This is a genomic window from Actinoplanes cyaneus (genome assembly GCF_016862095.1).
In the GTDB taxonomy this organism is placed as follows: Bacteria; Actinomycetota; Actinomycetes; order Mycobacteriales; family Micromonosporaceae; genus Actinoplanes; species Actinoplanes cyaneus.
Genome location: NZ_BOMH01000031.1, coordinates 154,076 through 170,353 on the forward strand (window position 1 = coordinate 154,076; position 16,278 = coordinate 170,353).

General features: G+C 69.1%; 16 protein-coding genes. 9 read left to right on the forward strand and 7 right to left on the reverse strand.

Annotated elements, in window-relative coordinates; all coding sequences use genetic code 11:
- Positions 1-24: 24 nt before the first annotated feature.
- The 5 genes from Acy02nite_RS20830 to Acy02nite_RS20850 all read left to right on the forward strand — a co-directional run bounded on the left by Acy02nite_RS20830 (position 25) and on the right by Acy02nite_RS20850 (position 4,414).
- Entirely contained in the window at positions 25-225 is a 201-nt protein-coding gene (locus Acy02nite_RS20830) for an acyl-CoA carboxylase subunit epsilon (protein WP_203742958.1), read from the forward strand.
- A 73-nt stretch (positions 226-298) separates the two neighbouring features.
- Complete coding sequence (locus Acy02nite_RS20835) at positions 299-850, forward strand: hypothetical protein (RefSeq protein ID WP_203742960.1); 552 nt, start codon at positions 299-301, stop codon at positions 848-850.
- Entirely contained in the window at positions 850-2,181 is a 1,332-nt protein-coding gene (locus tag Acy02nite_RS20840; protein ID WP_203742962.1) for a hypothetical protein, read from the forward strand. The genes Acy02nite_RS20835 and Acy02nite_RS20840 overlap by 1 nt, the downstream gene beginning before the upstream one ends.
- A complete protein-coding gene (locus Acy02nite_RS47615; RefSeq protein WP_203742964.1) occupies positions 2,174-3,283 on the forward strand; it encodes a S8 family serine peptidase in 1,110 nt (369 codons plus the stop codon). The genes Acy02nite_RS20840 and Acy02nite_RS47615 overlap by 8 nt, the downstream gene beginning before the upstream one ends.
- A 516-nt stretch (positions 3,284-3,799) precedes the next feature.
- Entirely contained in the window at positions 3,800-4,414 is a 615-nt protein-coding gene (locus Acy02nite_RS20850; RefSeq protein WP_203742966.1) for a Maf family protein, read from the forward strand.
- Here the strand turns inward: Acy02nite_RS20850 and Acy02nite_RS20855 are convergent.
- The gene (locus Acy02nite_RS20855; protein ID WP_203742968.1) at positions 4,411-5,187 is read right to left on the reverse strand and encodes an ArsR/SmtB family transcription factor; all 777 of its coding nucleotides are present in this window, start codon (positions 5,185-5,187) and stop codon (positions 4,411-4,413) included. The two genes, Acy02nite_RS20850 and Acy02nite_RS20855, sit on opposite strands and share 4 nt — an antisense overlap.
- Positions 5,188-5,277: 90 nt before the next feature.
- Between Acy02nite_RS20855 and Acy02nite_RS20860 the strand changes: the two genes are divergently transcribed.
- On the forward strand, positions 5,278-7,029 hold the full coding sequence (locus tag Acy02nite_RS20860) for an acetyl/propionyl/methylcrotonyl-CoA carboxylase subunit alpha (RefSeq protein ID WP_203742970.1): 1,752 nt from the start codon (positions 5,278-5,280) through the stop codon (positions 7,027-7,029).
- A 310-nt stretch (positions 7,030-7,339) separates the two neighbouring features.
- On the opposite strand, the gene Acy02nite_RS20865 is transcribed toward Acy02nite_RS20860, so the two are convergent.
- Complete coding sequence (locus tag Acy02nite_RS20865; protein WP_203742972.1) at positions 7,340-7,978, reverse strand: TetR/AcrR family transcriptional regulator; 639 nt, start codon at positions 7,976-7,978, stop codon at positions 7,340-7,342.
- A 341-nt stretch (positions 7,979-8,319) separates the two neighbouring features.
- Between Acy02nite_RS20865 and Acy02nite_RS20870 the strand changes: the two genes are divergently transcribed.
- On the forward strand, positions 8,320-9,030 hold the full coding sequence (locus Acy02nite_RS20870) for a DedA family protein (protein WP_203742974.1): 711 nt from the start codon (positions 8,320-8,322) through the stop codon (positions 9,028-9,030).
- Here Acy02nite_RS20870 and Acy02nite_RS20875 read toward each other — a convergent pair.
- Positions 8,957-10,357, reverse strand: a complete 1,401-nt coding sequence (locus Acy02nite_RS20875; RefSeq protein WP_203742976.1) for an NAD(P)H-quinone dehydrogenase — start codon at positions 10,355-10,357, stop codon at positions 8,957-8,959. The genes Acy02nite_RS20870 and Acy02nite_RS20875 overlap by 74 nt on opposite strands.
- Positions 10,358-10,455: 98 nt before the next feature.
- Between Acy02nite_RS20875 and Acy02nite_RS20880 the strand changes: the two genes are divergently transcribed.
- The gene (locus Acy02nite_RS20880) at positions 10,456-10,917 is read left to right on the forward strand and encodes a gamma-glutamylcyclotransferase (RefSeq protein WP_203742978.1); all 462 of its coding nucleotides are present in this window, start codon (positions 10,456-10,458) and stop codon (positions 10,915-10,917) included.
- Here Acy02nite_RS20880 and Acy02nite_RS20885 read toward each other — a convergent pair.
- From Acy02nite_RS20885 to Acy02nite_RS20900, 4 genes are all read right to left on the reverse strand, one after another.
- Entirely contained in the window at positions 10,914-11,864 is a 951-nt protein-coding gene (locus Acy02nite_RS20885; protein ID WP_203742980.1) for a GNAT family N-acetyltransferase, read from the reverse strand. The two genes, Acy02nite_RS20880 and Acy02nite_RS20885, sit on opposite strands and share 4 nt — an antisense overlap.
- A gap of 109 nt (positions 11,865-11,973) precedes the next feature.
- Positions 11,974-12,711, reverse strand: a complete 738-nt coding sequence (locus Acy02nite_RS20890) for an SCO6745 family protein (RefSeq protein WP_203742982.1) — start codon at positions 12,709-12,711, stop codon at positions 11,974-11,976.
- A gap of 674 nt (positions 12,712-13,385) precedes the next feature.
- A complete protein-coding gene (locus Acy02nite_RS20895; protein WP_203742984.1) occupies positions 13,386-14,330 on the reverse strand; it encodes a hypothetical protein in 945 nt (314 codons plus the stop codon).
- A 1-nt stretch (position 14,331) separates the two neighbouring features.
- Entirely contained in the window at positions 14,332-14,967 is a 636-nt protein-coding gene (locus tag Acy02nite_RS20900) for an MBL fold metallo-hydrolase (RefSeq protein ID WP_203742986.1), read from the reverse strand.
- A gap of 108 nt (positions 14,968-15,075) precedes the next feature.
- Here Acy02nite_RS20900 and Acy02nite_RS20905 point away from each other — a divergent pair, with 108 nt between their 5' ends.
- Complete coding sequence (locus Acy02nite_RS20905; protein WP_203742988.1) at positions 15,076-16,008, forward strand: DUF4349 domain-containing protein; 933 nt, start codon at positions 15,076-15,078, stop codon at positions 16,006-16,008.
- Positions 16,009-16,278: the final 270 nt, after the last annotated feature.

A 16,278-nucleotide genomic window follows, 5' to 3' on the forward strand; every position in this document is an offset into this window, starting at 1 on the left:
GGGCACCCGTCGTACGCTCGGCCGATGAATGAGGAGCCGCTGGTCGGAGTCGTACGTGGAAGCCTAGACGATCATGAGCTGGCCGCTCTGGTCGCCATCCTCGCAGTCCGATCCATACCGGTCAATTCCTCCAGTCGCCCGCAGACCGCCTCGGACTGGATCCGATCAGGGCGTCCGTCAGCCGGCGCACGCTCGTGGAAGTCCTCCGCCCTCCCCCGCCACTGACGTTCCCCACGTTGTCCACAGGCTCCTTCCACAGGGGTCGATGTAGCGCGTCGTGAGCGGCTAGCCTCGCTGAGTGGCACCCAACGACGACCCCTGGCGCGATGACGGTCACATCTCGGCCGACATCACCGCGATGGAAGACTTCGCCCGGAAACTCCTGGCCGACGTCGACGATCACTACGCGCCGTTCGCCGACACCCTGGCGAACCGCATGCTCTCCGGCCTGCCAGCCGCCGATCACCAATTCGGCGAGCTGTACGCCTTCGTCACCGTTCTGGCGTCAGCGCAGGACACCTGCCAGCAGAACATCTACAACTTCGCCAACGGGACGCATGGGTTCGCGAAAGCCGCTGAGCAGGTCAGTGGGCTTTATCGGGGGACGGATGCGTTCGCTCGCGCACGCCTCGCCGACGTCGAATCGGCGCTGATCACCGCGGGACTACTGCCACCGTCCACCGCCTCCCCCGCGGACTCTTCACCCACCGCCGCTCCGGCCGCGGGCACTCCCGCCGCCTCTCCGGCTGCAGGCACTCCCGCCGGCTTCCCGACCGGCAGTTCCGGCGACAGATCCGTCCCATTCAATCCGGCGGCGTCGTCGCCTTCCGAGGCAGAGGGAGGTACCTGATGTTCGCGGACTCCGACAACGGAGGCGGAACCGACTGGGCGCTGAAATCCGTCCCTGAGATGTGGTCCATGATCGCCGCCCACGACGGAACGGCCCACAAGAACTTGCTGCTCACCTGGCTGCAGTCGGCCGACCTGCTGATCGACCACCTATCCCGGGTCAAGCGCTACCGCGACAACCTCGCCGAGGCATGGCCCCCAGACAAAAGCCAAGCCGCCGCCAAGTACCTGGACCGCCTCGACGACCTGATCGCCCACCTCACCAGCACCTACGAAGCAGCCGTAGAAAACCACCGCGCCCTCGGCGCCGCTACGTCCTCCATAGTCGGTGCCAGGTTCAAGCTCGAGCCGATCTACCGGGAATACACGGCCAACCAGCAGGAATTAAGCGCCTACGAAGCAAAGCTTCGAACGAATGCGCAGGTGGTCGGTAAGTACCGTGCCATCCTCCCCACGCCGCCGACTGCGGTTGAGGCTCGCCAGTTCGAACTTCAGCTACAGGCTCAGTCACTGATGTCTGCCCTCAGCACAGATCTGGCCCAAGCCCAACTGAACATCACGACACCGCAGCACTACAAGCCTGCCGAAAAAATGGGTCCGCCGAGCGAACCGATCGATTCCGACAGTAATAATTTACACCCCTCTAGCCTCCCACTATCCGCCTCGTACGGCAACCCACAGACCAATCCCGCAAGCGAGGCAAAAACACTCAACCGGAATGACTCCCATTCTTCAGAAGATGCCAACGAGGGATACCTAAACCCTCACAACCATCCTTCTACACCACTTCAAGCAGCGACGGAGATTCCGCGATCCCCCACCCCAGCGCTAAGCGGAATCGAACCATCTTTTAGTCAACTACCTTCACAACTACCATCCGGCCCGTCTGAAAGCATGCCAAACACTAACGGATCGACGACATACACCACACCAGGAGTAGCTGCCCAATACCCGCGGACAAAAGGGGCGACACCAGGAATCGGCCATTTAGCCGAGCCTTTCCGATCAGGAAATCCTGGAACTCCACGCTCGATCGCCGGTGGGGTCATAGGCGGCGATCCCGTCGTTGCAATTCCCCGTGCAGGCGGCAGCACAAATCAGACTCAGCGGGTTAATCCCAACGGCGGAATAATCGGACATCCCGGATCGGCCCTGAATCCCTTAGGTGCTACCACGAGATCCAAGAGGCTCGAAGAAAGCCATCAACACCGTACTGCCTGGGATCCTGACGACCCATGGCAAGTCGACAAGGGAATTGCGCCGGTCCTCCTCCCTCCAGAGAAGCAGGAAATCGACCCAGGCCCCGCGATCGGACTTCCACGAGATGCATGACTTTGCCAAGAATATAACTATAAACGCCGCTTTGTCGCTGTCATTTACGCTTACTCCAACCGCGCTCATTGAGCGCCGAGACAGTATACGAACGGCGGAATGGTTCCTCGATTTCTTGCAAATTGGACAGGCTCATGCATTGAGCACCGGGTCCGGAGTAATCATCGGACTACCCGATACCGGAACCTTTCCCCATCGCGACATTAGCGACAATGTCGCAGGCGGACCCGATCTCATATCTGGGCTCGGGAATCAAACCAACAATGACAGGGATGGGCACGGAACCGAGATGGCCGGACTAATCGTTGGCCATGGACACGGACGCAACGAAGGGATTCTCGGCGTCGCCCCGGCCGCCACACTCATTCCAATAAAGGTAACAGAAGGCGGCGCCTCGATCTCCAAGCTTGGTGAGGGTATAAAGCTAGCCGCAACGCTAGGCGCCAAGGTTATTAATGTTTCAGCAGTCACCGGCCCGTCCGAATCTCTCCATGAAGCCATCAATGCCGCCGCCCAGAGGGACGCCATCGTGATAGCCGGTGCAGGAAATAACTTTTCGACCTCACAGATGGGTTACCCTGCACTACTTCCCGGCGTACTGGCCGTTGGAGCGGTCGACCGAAGCGGAAAGCACGCCTCTTTTTCCATTACTGGCAGCAGTGTTGCCATCTGCGCACCGGGCGCAGAAATCCCAACGACGGAGATATCCAATAAGTACAGCAAAGTAGTTGGAACGTCCGCGTCAACTGCGATCGTATCGGGTGCCGCAGCACTAGTGCGGGCTAAGTTTCCGGGGCTTTCGGCTCAGGAAGTTATTCATCGCCTTACGGCTACGGCTACTGATATTGGGGCCCCTGGGCGGGATGAGCAATGCGGGTATGGGGTGCTCAACATCGTCAAGGCTCTTACCGCGGATGTTCCGCCGCTCAGTGGTGCGGGTTCGCCTGGCGCCGGTGATTCCAGTAGTGCGGTGGCCGACGGGACGCATGGGGGACGAGGTGGGTGGAGGTTTGGGCTGCTTGCTGGGGTTGCGGTTGTACTGACTGGTGGGGTGCTTCTGGCATTCTTGGCTGTTCGACGGCGGAATCGAAAGCGGGCGTAATAAACCAAGGATGCTGAACGACTTGCAGCCCGAGCTCGCTTGCCCTCGCGGACGGCACGCACGATCAGCCGTGGCTTGGCTGATGCTTCTGAACAGATTTTTGACGGCTTGAGCGTGCAGGTTCTCCGGTGGTCTCGCACCAGAGCGTGTCCGCGGCGTGAGGATCGCGGCGTCCGCGATGCGGCCAGGACGAGAGTCCCCGGCCCTCCGCCCGTGACGGCTGAGACCGATGTGGCTGTCGGCCCGCTCGGTGTCTGTGGGCGCGGTTTCGGTGGGCCGCGCGGTGTGGGCGGCGAAACGCCGTGGCTGCCAAGGGCTTGACGAGGGCCGTTGAGAACGGAACCTGGCGAGCATGGGGCGGCGACTGTAGCGGGGCGTGGCTGCGATGGGGATGGGCGGCGGGGCCCGTGCGGCGACAACGAGCGGATGGGAGCCCCGTGGGAATGCTGGGTTTGTGGGTGGAAGATGGGGCTTGCGTGCACTTTCGGGCACGACGGGCTTGTAGTCTCAGTTTTTGTGCAGAGTGACAACGCGTACCGGCTGATTCTTGCCTCGGCAAGCCCTGCCCGGCGGGCCCTGCTCACCGGGGCCGGGATTGATGCTGAGGTGATCGTCAGTGGCGTGGACGAGAGCGTCGTGGAGGCCGAGGATGCCTACACGCTGAGCCTCGCGCTGGCGCGGATGAAAGCGCGGACCGTGGCGGCGAACCTGCCGGCGGATCCGGGGGCGCTGGTGCTCGGGTGTGACTCGGTGCTGGCGTTCGAGGGTGAGATCTTCGGGAAGCCGGCCGACGCTCAGGAGGCGGCGCAGCGGTGGTTGGCGATGCGCGGCAAGTCCGGGGTGCTGCACACCGGGCATCACTTGACCGGGCTGGTCAGCGGGCGGCAGGCCGAGGCGGTCGGTACGACGGTGGTGCATTTCGCGGACGTGACCGACGCCGAGATCGAAGCCTATGTCGCTTCGGGTGAGCCGCTGCAGGTCGCCGGGGCGTTCACCCTCGACGGGCGTGGGGGTGCGTTCGTCGAGCGGATCGAGGGTGACCCCGGCAACGTGATCGGGTTGTCGCTGCCGCTGCTCAGGACGTTGCTCGCGGAGATGGACGTCCCGATCACCTCCCTGTGGCGTAACTAGGCCGGCAGTGGGGAGCCCGTCTCCAGCTGGGTTTTCAGGCTGGAGAGGATGGCCGGCCACCCCTGGCTGACCTGCTCCAGGATCGTGCTGCCCTGGTCGAAGTCGTCGTGCGTGACCGTCAGCTTGACCAGCTCGCCCATCGGTTCGAGGTCGAACGTCACCTTCGACCGCCGCTCCGCGGTGACCGTCGCGAGCCATTCCGGGGAGAAGCCGTGCTTCTCGGCGAACTCCGGCGTGAACGTGTGCCAGGTGTACGACAGCCGCGAGCCGGGCACCGACTCCAGCACCACCTGCTCCGGGTCGGTGATGGCCAGGTCGCCCATCTTCCAGGTGACCGGTGAGCCGGCTGCCCAGTTGCTGTCGAACGACACCCCCCAGTACTGACTGGTGAACGCCGGCGACGTGAGCGCCTCCCACAGTTTCTCCGGCGTGGTCGCGATGTACGTGGTGTAGACGAAGCTCATCGGTGGTCCTTCCAGCGCGGTCTTCAGGTCGGCGAGCGCCTGGACGCGCCCGCGGTCGTAGCGGCTGATCCACCGGTCGGCGATGGCGTTGACCGGCTTGGCGTTGAGGTGGTGCAGCTTCTCCCGCCCGCGACGGCTGGTGGTGACGAGACCGGCCGATTCCAGGACGGCGAGGTGTTTGCTGACCGACTGCCGAGCCATGCCGAGGCCGGAGCAGAGCTCGCGCAGCGTCTGCCCGTTCCGCCGGTTGAGGCTGTCGAGCAGGTGCCGGCGGCTGGGATCGGACAGCGCTTTGAACACCTCGTCCATGGGCCCATGATAGGCAGCCATCCGGCTGCCTATCAAGCGGACGAGAGAAGGGGCGGCGACGACGCACTGAACTGCCGTTAGGCTCTAGCCGTGCGGAAGATATTGATCGCCAACCGCGGCGAGATCGCCCTCCGGGTCATCCGGGCCTGCAAGGACGCCGGTCTCACCAGCGTCGCCGTCTACGCCGACAGTGATCGCGACGCGCCACATGCCCGGCTCGCCGACGAGGCGTTCGCGCTGGACGGCGAGACCGCCGCCGACACGTACCTGCGGATCGACAAGTTGATCGAGGTCGCGCGGCGGGCCGGTGCTGACGCCGTACATCCGGGTTATGGATTTCTGTCGGAGAACGCCGAGTTCGCTCAGGCTGTCCTCGACGCCGAGCTGACCTGGATCGGGCCTAGCCCGCAGGCGATCCGCGACCTCGGCGACAAGGTCACCGCGCGGCACATCGCCCAGCGCGCCGGGGCGCCCCTGGTGCCCGGCACGCCGGATCCGGTGGCGGACGCCGGCGAGATCGTCGCGTTCGCCGAGCAGCACGGGCTGCCGGTGGCGATCAAGGCGGCGTTCGGCGGCGGCGGCCGCGGCCTGAAGGTGGCCCGCACGATCGAGGAGATCCCGGCGCTGTTCGAGAGCGCGACCCGGGAGGCGGTTGCCGCGTTCGGGCGGGGCGAGTGCTTCGTCGAGCGCTATCTGGACCGCCCGCGCCACGTCGAGGCGCAGGTCATCGCGGACACGCACGGCAACGTGATCGTGGTCGGCACGCGTGACTGCTCGCTGCAGCGCCGCCACCAGAAGCTGGTCGAGGAGGCGCCCGCGCCGTTCCTCACCGCCGAGCAGCGCGCCAAGATCCATGAGAGTGCGAAGGCGATCTGCCGCGAGGCGGGGTACTACGGCGCCGGCACGGTGGAGTACCTGGTCGGCCAGGACGGGACCATCTCGTTCCTGGAGGTCAACACGCGACTGCAGGTGGAGCACCCGGTCAGCGAGGAGACCGCCGGCATCGACCTGGTCCGCGAGCAGTTCCGGATCGCGTCCGGCGAGCCGCTCGCGCTCACCGAGGACCCGGAGCCGCGCGGCCACGCCATCGAGTTCCGGATCAACGGGGAGGACGCCGGCCGTGGCTTCCTGCCCGCGCCGGGCACGGTCACCGCGCTGACCTGGCCGTCCGGGCCGGGCGTGCGGGTCGACTCGGGCGTCGCGACGGGCAGCGTCATCGGGGGGAACTTCGACTCGATGCTCGCCAAGATCATTGTCACCGGCGCGACCCGTGAACAGGCGCTCGAGCGTTCCCGCCGGGTGCTCGACGAGACCGTCATAGAGGGCATCGCCACGGTCCTTCCATTCCACCGCGCGGTCGTCCGCGACGAGGCGTTCACCGCCGAGCCGTTCACCGTGCACACCCGGTGGATCGAGACCGAGTGGAACAACGAGGTGCCGCCGTTCGGCGCCCCGGCCGTCGCCGGCGGCGAGCCCGCCGAACGCGAGACCGTCGTGGTCGAGGTCGGCGGCCGGCGCATCGAGGTCCGCCTTCCCAAAGACCTCATTTCGCGTACGTCGTCAGCCGCCGGCCCGCAGAAACGCGCGAGCCGTCCGCGCGGCGGCGCCGCGACCGCGGCCGCGAGCGGGGACAGCCTGACCGCTCCGATGCAGGGCACGATCGTGAAGGTCGCCGCACAGAACGGTGACGTCGTCAACGAGGGCGACGTGATCGTGGTCGTCGAGGCCATGAAGATGGAGCAGCCGCTGAACGCGCACAAGGCCGGCACGGTGAGCGGCCTGTCGCTGGAGGTCGGCGCCACCGTCACGTCCGGCGCCGTGATCTGCACGATCGAGGGCTGAGGTTTTCCACACTGACGGCTTGTCCACAGGCTGTCAGCGGGACCCCGCGGTTTCCCGCGACACTGACCAGCGGGACCTCCCCCAGGGCGGGTGGGGTGTGAAGTGGGGCGCAGCGTGAGGCCAGGCGCGGCGTGAGGCCAGGCGCGGCATGCCGTCGGGCGGGGCGGAGGTCAGGGCTGGGCGTGCCGTCCGGTGGGGCGTGCCGTCCGGCGGGGCATGTCGTCGGGCGCGGCGTGAAGTCAGGGCGCAGCGCGTCGTCGGGCGCGGCGCGAGTTCGGGCGGGGCGTGAGCTCAAGCGCGGCGTGACGCGTCAGCCGCCCAACTGGCGGACCCTGCCGAGGATCTGCCGTGCCGCCTGCACCGGGTCCTCCTGGGCGCTGTCCGGGAACGCACCGCTCAGCCACAGCGTCGCGAAGCCGTGGACCATCGACCACGCGGCGAGCCCGGCTTCGCGTACGTCGTCGGAGACCAGCTCGGCGGTGCCCTCCTTCGCGGGCCGGGCGGGGCCGGTCGTGGACGGCCCGGCGAGCGGCGCGTCCGGCAGGTCGGTCATGCCGGCGTAGAGCGCGTCGGCCGCCTGTCGCCGCGCGGCGAGCAGCTCCGGGTCGTCGGCGTGGTAGAGGTCGGTCCGGAACATCACCTCGAACGTCGCTCGGTTGGCCAGCGCGAACCGCAGGTACGTGACCCCGAGTTCGAGCAGGCTGTTGCTGGCCAGCCGGGAGGTGGCCAGCGCTTTGGTGAGCCGTTCGAAGCCGTCGGTGGCGAGTGCGGTGAGCAGCCCGGCCTTGTCGGCGAAGTGGTGGGCGGGCGCGGCGTGCGAGACACCGGCCCGGCGGGCGAGGTCGCGCATGCTCAGCGCGGTCACCCCGGAGTCGGCGATCGCGTCGGCGGCCGCGGTCAGCAGCGCGCGACGCAGGTCACCGTGGTGGTAGCTCTGCCTGGTCACCACGCCAGGATAACTAGTCAGTGGCAAGATTCGGGCGCTCACCCCGTACGGCAAACCGGCCTTGACCTTGATGGTGAAAGGACGGGCCGCCGATACGGGACCTACCGGCGGCCCGGGCCCACGGCGCGTCGGAACGGGGGATCCGGCGCCGGCGGGCAGCCCCAACGGTACGCCCCGCCGTTGTGGACACTTCGAAAACCACGGGCGCTTCAGGGCCTACCGGACGTAGCGTGGCGGGCATCACGGCCGGGTTCACAGACAGTGGGGCATGCTGAACACAGCGCCCTCTCAGGTGCGCTCACGCAGAATGCCGTGAGCCCTGAATCCGCGAGGTGGCCACTGCGATGACCGATCTGCTGACGATGGTGACCTCTCCGCTCTGGGTTTACCTCGCGCTGTTCGGGTTCCTCGCGGTGGACGCGCTCATCCCGGTCGTGCCGATCCAGGCCATCATGATCACCTCGGGCGCGCTGACCGTCTACGGAGATCTGCACCTGGCGCTGGTGATCCTGATCGGCGCGCTCGGCATGTTCACCGGCGACTCGGTCGCGTTCGTGCTGGGCCGCTCCACCGGGCACCGGCTCGGCGCCCTCCGTGCCCGTTTCGCCCCGCGGCACGAAGAAGGTGAGAATTCGCGCGCCCGGCAGGCCGCCGCGCGGTTCACCCGGGGCTTACGCCGTCCCGGTCCCCTCGTGGTGCTGCTGTGCCGGTTCGTCCCCGGCGGGCGGATGGCGGCCGGCTATCACGCCGGCCGCACCGGCTACCCGGTCCGCTCCTTCGTCGGGTACGACGCCGTGGCCGCGGTCTGCTGGGCCTGTTACGGCGGGCTGGTCGGGCACCTCGGCGGCACCGCTGTCACCCAGTCCGCCTGGCGGCTGTTCGCGATCGCGGCAGCCGCCGCCCTCGTCTTCGGCACCGCCGGCTGGATCCTCGCCCTCTTCGGCGGCAAGGAGAGCCCCGACGCCGACGCGGGCAAAGACGTCACTGAATCTCGTGCTGCATCAACTGACGAGCCGCTTCCGCGATCGAACCCGACAGCGACGGATAGATCGTGATGGTGTGGGCCAGCTGGTCCACCGTCAGGTTGTTCTCGATCGCCATGGTGATCGGCAGGATCAGCTCGCTCGCCTTCGGCGCCACGACCACGCCGCCGACGATCTGACCGGTCGCCGGGCGGCAGAAGAGCTTCACGAAGCCGTCGTGCAGGCCGGCCATCTTCGCCCGGGCGTTGCCGGTCAGCGGCAGCATCACCTGGCGGGCCGGGAAGCGCCCGGAGTCCACCTCGTTCTGCGAGACGCCGACGGTGGCCAGCTCCGGGTCGGTGAACACGTTCGCCGAGACGGTGCGCAGCCGCAACGGGGCGACCGCCTCGCCCATCGCGTGCCAGATCGCGATCCGGCCCTGCATGGCGGCGACACTGGCCAGCGGCAGCACGCCGGTGCAGTCGCCGGCCGCGTAGATGCCCGGCACGTTGGTGCGCGACACCCGGTCGACGGTGACGTAGCCGCCGTTGCCGACCGCCACCCCGTACTCCGCCAGACCCAGGTCGGCCGTGTTCGGGATGGCGCCGACCGCGATCAGCGCGTGCGACGCCTCGATCACCTTGCCGCCGGACAGGGTGACCCGGACGCCGTCGCCGGTGTTCACCACCGAGTCGCCGCGGGACTGGCTGAGAATGGTCATCCCCCGGTCGCGGAAGACCCGCTCGATCGCCATCGCGGCGTCGGCGTCCTCGTGCGGCATCACGCGCTCGCGGCTGGAGACGAGTGTGACCTGCACGCCCATCGCCAGGTAGGCGCTGGCGAACTCGGCGCCGGTGACACCCGAACCGATCACGACCAGGTGCTCGGGGAGCTCGGTCAGGTCGTACACCTGACGCCAGTCGAGGATGCGCTCACCGTCCGGGCGGGCGGTGGGCAGCACGCGCGGGGTGGCGCCGGTGGCGAGCAGGACCGTGTCGGCCTCCACCGCGTACTCAGCGCCGCCGTCGGGCGTGATCAGGACCTGGTGGGTGTGGCCGAGCCGGTCCTCACCCATCCGGGCGCGGCCGCGGACGACGTCGACACCGGCCTTGACCAGCTTCGTCTGGATGTCGGCGGACTGCGCGAGCGCCAGCTTCTTCACCCGCTGGTTGACCGCGACGGCGTCGACACTGACCCCGTCGAGACCGCTGGACCGGATCCCGAAGGCGTCGTTGCGCCGGTAACCGGTCATCACCTCCGAGCTGGCGATGAAGGTCTTCGACGGGACACAGTCGGTCAGCACGCAGGCGCCGCCGGGCCCGTCCGCCTCGACCAGGGTCACATCGGCATCGAGCTGGGCGGCGACCAGGGCCGCCTCATACCCGCCCGGTCCCCCACCGATGATCACGATCCGACTCACGATTCCCTGACCTCCAAGAAACGGGTAAACCCCATTGGACGTGCCGACACGCACGTCTCATATTCTCACCGACCGTCGTTGCGACTATCGTCGTCGCCGTGCGTCACTACGCCGCGTATGGCTCGAACCTGGACCCAGCTCGCATGCTGGCCTACTGTCCGCACTCCCCCATGGTCGGGGTCGGGTGGATCGAAGGCTGGCGCCTGACCTTCGCAGGAGAAGGGGAAATGGGCTGGGAGGGGGCGGTGACGACGATCGCCGAATCGCCCGGCGACCGCGTCTTCGTCTCCCTCTACGACGTCCATCCGTGGGATGCCTCACAGCTCGACGAGGTCGAGGGGGTGCCCGCCGGGACGTACCAGAAGCTCACCGTGCGTGTATCGACGCTCGACGGTGAGGTGCCGGCCTGGGTCTACGTCTTCGCCGGTTACGAGGGCGGCCTGCCCACCGCGTGGTACCTCTCCGAGATCGCCACGGCGGCGGAGAAGGCCGGGGCTCCCGACGACTACGTCAGCGAGCTGCGGCACCGCCCGACCAGGACGGCCACCCCAGAGGTCTAACTACCGGCCGCGGTGACCGTGGTCTGGTAGACGTTCGCCCGGTAGAGCGGGGCCATCCCGACCTTCCGGTAGAGGCGTGCGGCCTCGGTCGGGTTCGCCATGTCCACCCCGAGCCCGACCTGGGGGCGTCCCTGGCCTGCGAAGACGGCGAAGGCGCGGCGCAGAAGAGCTTCACCGACACCCCTCTTCCGGTACGGCCGCAGCACCGCCAGATAACGCACCCACGCCTCGTCACCGCCGTCGTCCGGCTCGGTGGACTGCAGCACGCCGGCCAGCTCGCCGTCCGTCTCCGCCACGAAGCAGTCGCCGCCGCGGAACTGACGGCGCCAATCGGCGTATGCCATCGACGGGTGATCCGAGTCCAGGAAAGCCTCCTCGATCACCGCGTGGAAGCGCCGCATCTCGCCGTCGTCGTCCTGCCGCGCCGGCCGGATCGTGACGCCCGCCGGTGGCTCCGGGGCAACGGGCGACACGTCTCGCAGGGACATCCGCATCCGCGCGTGCTGCTTCAGGAACGTGAACCCGGCCGCGGTCAACGTGTCGATGTACGCCAGCTCGGTCGGGATCGCGCCCGCCCGCACGGTGTACACGTCGTGACCCAGCTCCGCGGCCCGCTCGGTCATCCGCGCCAGGAGCAGGTCGAGCAGGGGACGCTGAGCGGGCAGGCCGCGCTCCGGCCACACGTACACCTCGGCGAAGTCCCGGGCCTGACCGGTCGGGTTCCGCGGATAGGCCCAGCCGGCGATCGCCCCGTCCGCGTCGAACGCCAGCCAGCAGTCGCGCGCCAGGTCCGTGTTCGGGCCGGTCAGCTCCTCACGCACCTCGTCCTCGCTGAAGTCGGGCTCGCCGACCGCTGCGATGTCACTGGCATGCACCAGCTCGAGGATCAGCGGGACGTCGTCGAGGGTGGGGCGGCGGGTGGTCCAGCCGGGTGGGAGCACGTTCATGCCCGGCATCCGACCACGGCGGCCGTGAACGCGCCATCGTTTTCACCCACCCGGACGCGCCGCGGCCCGCCGGCATGCGGTCCCGGCCGGCGCTCGGGCTGTCAGGACGTCAGCGGGCGAAGCGGTGCGACAGGGACTCCAGAAGCCCGGCCAGCTCGACGCGTTCCGGCCGGTCGAGGGTCGCCCACGCCTGCCCCGCCAGCGCGTTCGCCACCGACTCGGCCCACATCAGCCGGCGCACGAGCGGACCCGCCGGCGGATACGGCGACTGCCACCCCAGCGCCACCGCGCCCGTCTCCCCCTCCGGCCCGGCGATGATCGCCTCCAGCGGGGTCAGGCCACCGGCGCGGACCGCGATCACGTACACCCCCTGCCGGTGCTCGTGCAGCAGATGCAGCAGGAACGCGGCCCGCGCGCCCGGCTCCTGGCTCGGCACCGGCATCGCCCGCCACGCGGCGAACAGCGGCAGCCCCGCCGGATCGACCTCGCTCAGCACGCGCTCGGCCAGCTCCAGCAGCCGGCCCAGCCGCGGGAAGCCGCCGACCTGCTCCACGCCCCAGGTGCACAGCTCACGCAGGTGCCAGGTGGCCACCTCGGAGGGCTGTGAGCTCTTCGCCGTCGCCTCCCAGCCTTCGGTGACCGCCTCGGGCGCGATGAACGCGATCGCGGCCGCCACCGTCTCCGGCCGCACGTCGCCGAGCGCGCCGGCCCGGGCCGAGACGTGATAGGCCCAGCCGGACAACCCGAGCAGGCGGGCACGCCGCAACGTCTGCGGGGACTCGGCGAAGGCTCCGACGATGGTGGCGACGCTCGCCTTGGCGTTGGCCGCTGCCTGTTCGGGGGTCACCGCCCGATTCTGCTCCGATTGACCGATTAAGAAAACGCTCTACTTGTCCGCCCACGAACAAAATCAAGATCAATATCCTCATGTCCCAGGTCCGCTGTGGTCCGGATCGTCGCTCCCGCGGGGACCCTTCCGGGCTGAGCAGGGCCGCGGGCGGCCCAGAAAGCTCAGCCCGGAAGGGCGATCTCCGTGGGTGGGCACGGTCAGAGCAGAAGGCCCGTCCACGCAGTGGAGTGGGGTAGGCACGGCCGGAGCAGAAAACCCGTCCACGCAGTGGAGTGGGTAGGCACGGCCGGAGCAGAAAACCCGCCCACGCACTCGAGCCAGGCCGCGCAGTGCCGCCGCCCGGAGCCCGCGACGCCGCTGGTGGTCCCGGTAGCAGCGCGCCACCAGGTTCCGGCTGGTCCTCATGGGCGTTATTCGTCCCTCATAACGCCCATGAGGACCAGCCGGAACCGCAACGCGCGCAGCGGCCTGGAGTGGGCCGGGAGGTCGCGCAAGCTGCGATCGGGAACGTGTCCCATCCGTCGTCGCACGCGCACGCTGCCTGTCGGGAGGTCGCGCACGCTGCGATCGGGGAGGTGTCTCCATCGGTCGTCGCCCGCGCACGTCGGCCGCCGTGCAGAGCGCCTGGAACTCGTCCGGGCGGCGGCGCGGCGTCGTGCGGGTGCGCGGGTTCAGTCCAGGTCGTCGAGAGCGGCCTGGACGTCGCCGACCCGGCGGCGGGCGGCGGCGGCCTCGCGCTCCGCGGTGCGACGGGCCAGTTTGCGCCGGCCCACTTCGGCGACCGCCTCGGTGCGCCGCCGTTCCAGCTCGGCCAGTTCCGCTTCCAGGTCGTCGACCAGCGTCTCGGCGTCCCGTTCCGCCGACTCCGCCCGGGTCAGCTGGTCGTCGGCGCGGCGTTCACCGGCCTCGGCGGCGCTCAGCTCACGTTGCAGTTCGCGGCGCCGACGCTCGGCCTCCCGGCGCCGGCGCTCCCGGGCGGCTCGTTCCCGGGCCTCCCGGGCGGCCGCCTCGCGGGTGGCCTCCTCCGGCTCGGTCTCCTCCCGGCCCTCCGCGCCGCGGATCGGCACCGGCGCATCCGGCTCGTCGTCGTCGACCTCGTCCTCACCGCCGGTGATCAGGCGCAGGCGCGGCCGCGGGACCTCCCCGAACCCGGCGTAGGCGGCGGCCCGGATCAACCGCCCGGTCTGCACCTGCTCGGCGATCTCCGGGTCGGCCAGGGCCGCGGTCAGCGTCGCCTCGACCTCGCCCATCGGCAGCTTCGCGGCGCCCGCTCCGGCCGCCACCGCCAGTTTGCGAGCCGCCGTGACGAGCGCCGACACGAACGCCCGGCGCTGCTGCGACAACTCCCGCAACTGGTCGCCTTGCAGCTCGCGCTGCGCGGCCCGGAGCGCCCCGGAGAGCTCGACCAGCTCACCGATCAGGTCCGGGCGCTTACGGACCAGCAGGTTCACCACCCACGCGGCAACGGTCGGCTTCTTGAGGGCGGCGAGCCGCTTGGCCGTCTCGCGGTCACCGGCCGCCCGGGCCTCGCCGACGGCGGCCGCCCGGGTCGCCACGAAACCGTCCGGCGGCTCCTCGTACAGCCGCCGGACCACGTCGTCGATCACACTCGGCACGTCAGTCGAGCGTGGTGCCGGGCGCCACGTGCCGGTACCGGGTCTGCGAGAAGTTCTCCAGGTGCCCGTCGGAGACCTTCGCGCCCCGCTCGTTGAGCAGCCCGTCGTGGATCGCGATGGCCCGCTCCGGCTTGACCGCCCGGGCGAACTCGATCGCTTCGGAGATCTTCAGCCACGGCGCGTTCAGCGGGACGCAGAGGGTGTCGACGGTCGCGCCCTCGGGGACGACGAACGAGTCACCGGGGTGGTACACGTTCGTGCTCCCGTCGGTGATCAGGTAGCCCAGGTTGGCGATCCGCGGGACGTACTCGTGGATCACGGCGTGCTGACCGCCGTACGCCGAAAGGGTGAAGCCCGCGGCCTCGAACCGCTCGCCGGGCGCCACGGGCGTGGTGGCCTCAGCGACGTCGCCGAGCTTCTTCAGGACCTCCTCGTGCGCGAAGATCCGCAGCCCGGGCCGGCGCTCCACGGCCGCGGTGACCGCCGCGACGTCGAGGTGGTCGAAGTGCTCGTGGGTGATGACCACGGCATCCGCACCGTCCAATGCCGACTTCTCGGAGAATTCGCCCGGATCGACGACGAGCACCCCCGCCCCCTCGATCCGTAGACAGGCATGAGTGAACTTCGTGACACGCACGGTGCTCCTCCGTCGCTGAATCGTGACCGGTCATCTCGCAGTCTGCCGGAACCGGGAACGGACCGCCGAACGTCCCAGCGGTCAGTCGTACCGACGATCGGAGATGTGATGCGTGAACGGGGATACATATGGCTCGGCGTCGTGCTCGTGAGCGGCGCCCTTCTGGCCGGATGCGGCGCTGACGGCGCATCCGACAACAGCACGTCAGGGGCCGCGGACAAAGCGGCCGCGCCCGCCGTCGGAGAAGCCCGGGAGGATGCCGGGGCGGGCGCCGCCACCCAGGGCAAGGACACTGCCGCCGAGGCGCCCGACCTGCGGGTGGACCAGCGGTCGATCGTCTACACCGGCAGCCTCACGGTGCAGGTGAAGGACGTCAACGCGGCCGCCGCGCAGGCCACCGGGATCGCCGGCGGGAGTGGCGGCTTCATCGGCGGCGACGACCGGCAGAGCGGCGGGGACGGCACCGGCACCGCCACGCTGAAACTGCGGATCCCGGCCGACAAGTTCGCCGCCGCGCTGGAGCAGATCGCCAAGCTCGGCACCGAGAAGAACCGGGCGATCAACACCGAGGACGTCACCGAGCAGGTCGTCGACCTGGACGCGCGGATCGCGGTGCAGCAGGCCCGGGTCGACAGCGGACGCAAGCTGCTCGGTGAGGCCAAATCGCTGAACGACCTGGTCATGCTGGAGAAGGAGGTGGCAACCCGGGAGTCCGACCTGGCGTCGCTGCAGGCCAAGAAACGGCGGCTGGCCGACCTGACCTCGCTCAGCACGGTGACCGTGGTGCTGCTCGGCCCGGACGCGCCCGCCCCGGCCGGCACGTCCGACCCGGATGGCTTCCTCGGTGGCCTGTCCAGTGGCTGGCACGCGCTGGTCGACTCGCTCGCGATCCTGTTGACCGTCCTCGGCGCGCTGCTGCCGTGGATCATCGCGCTGGGTCTGCCGCTGTGGGCCGTTCTTCAGGTGCGTCGCCGCTACTTCCGGACGCGTCGCACTCCGCAGCTCCCCACCCAGCCCACCGAAACCCCCGCCACCCCCTGACCCGGCGCAGCTCACGCTCCCGGCTGGCACTCACGGCTCTGATCGGGCTTAGAAACAACCGTCAGTGCCAGCCGGGACCGCGGGGCGCGGCACTGGCCGGACCCCGCGGGGCCTCGCGTCGCCGGATGCACTCGAGCGGATGCCGGCACGGGGACAACGGCGTGCAGGACGACGGCGCGGGCGACAGTGCGGGGCGGGACGGGGCGGGGTGCGGGGTTTCGGGGTGAGCTCGACCCGCCACGGACGTCGCCCTGGAGGGCTTTGCGTTCT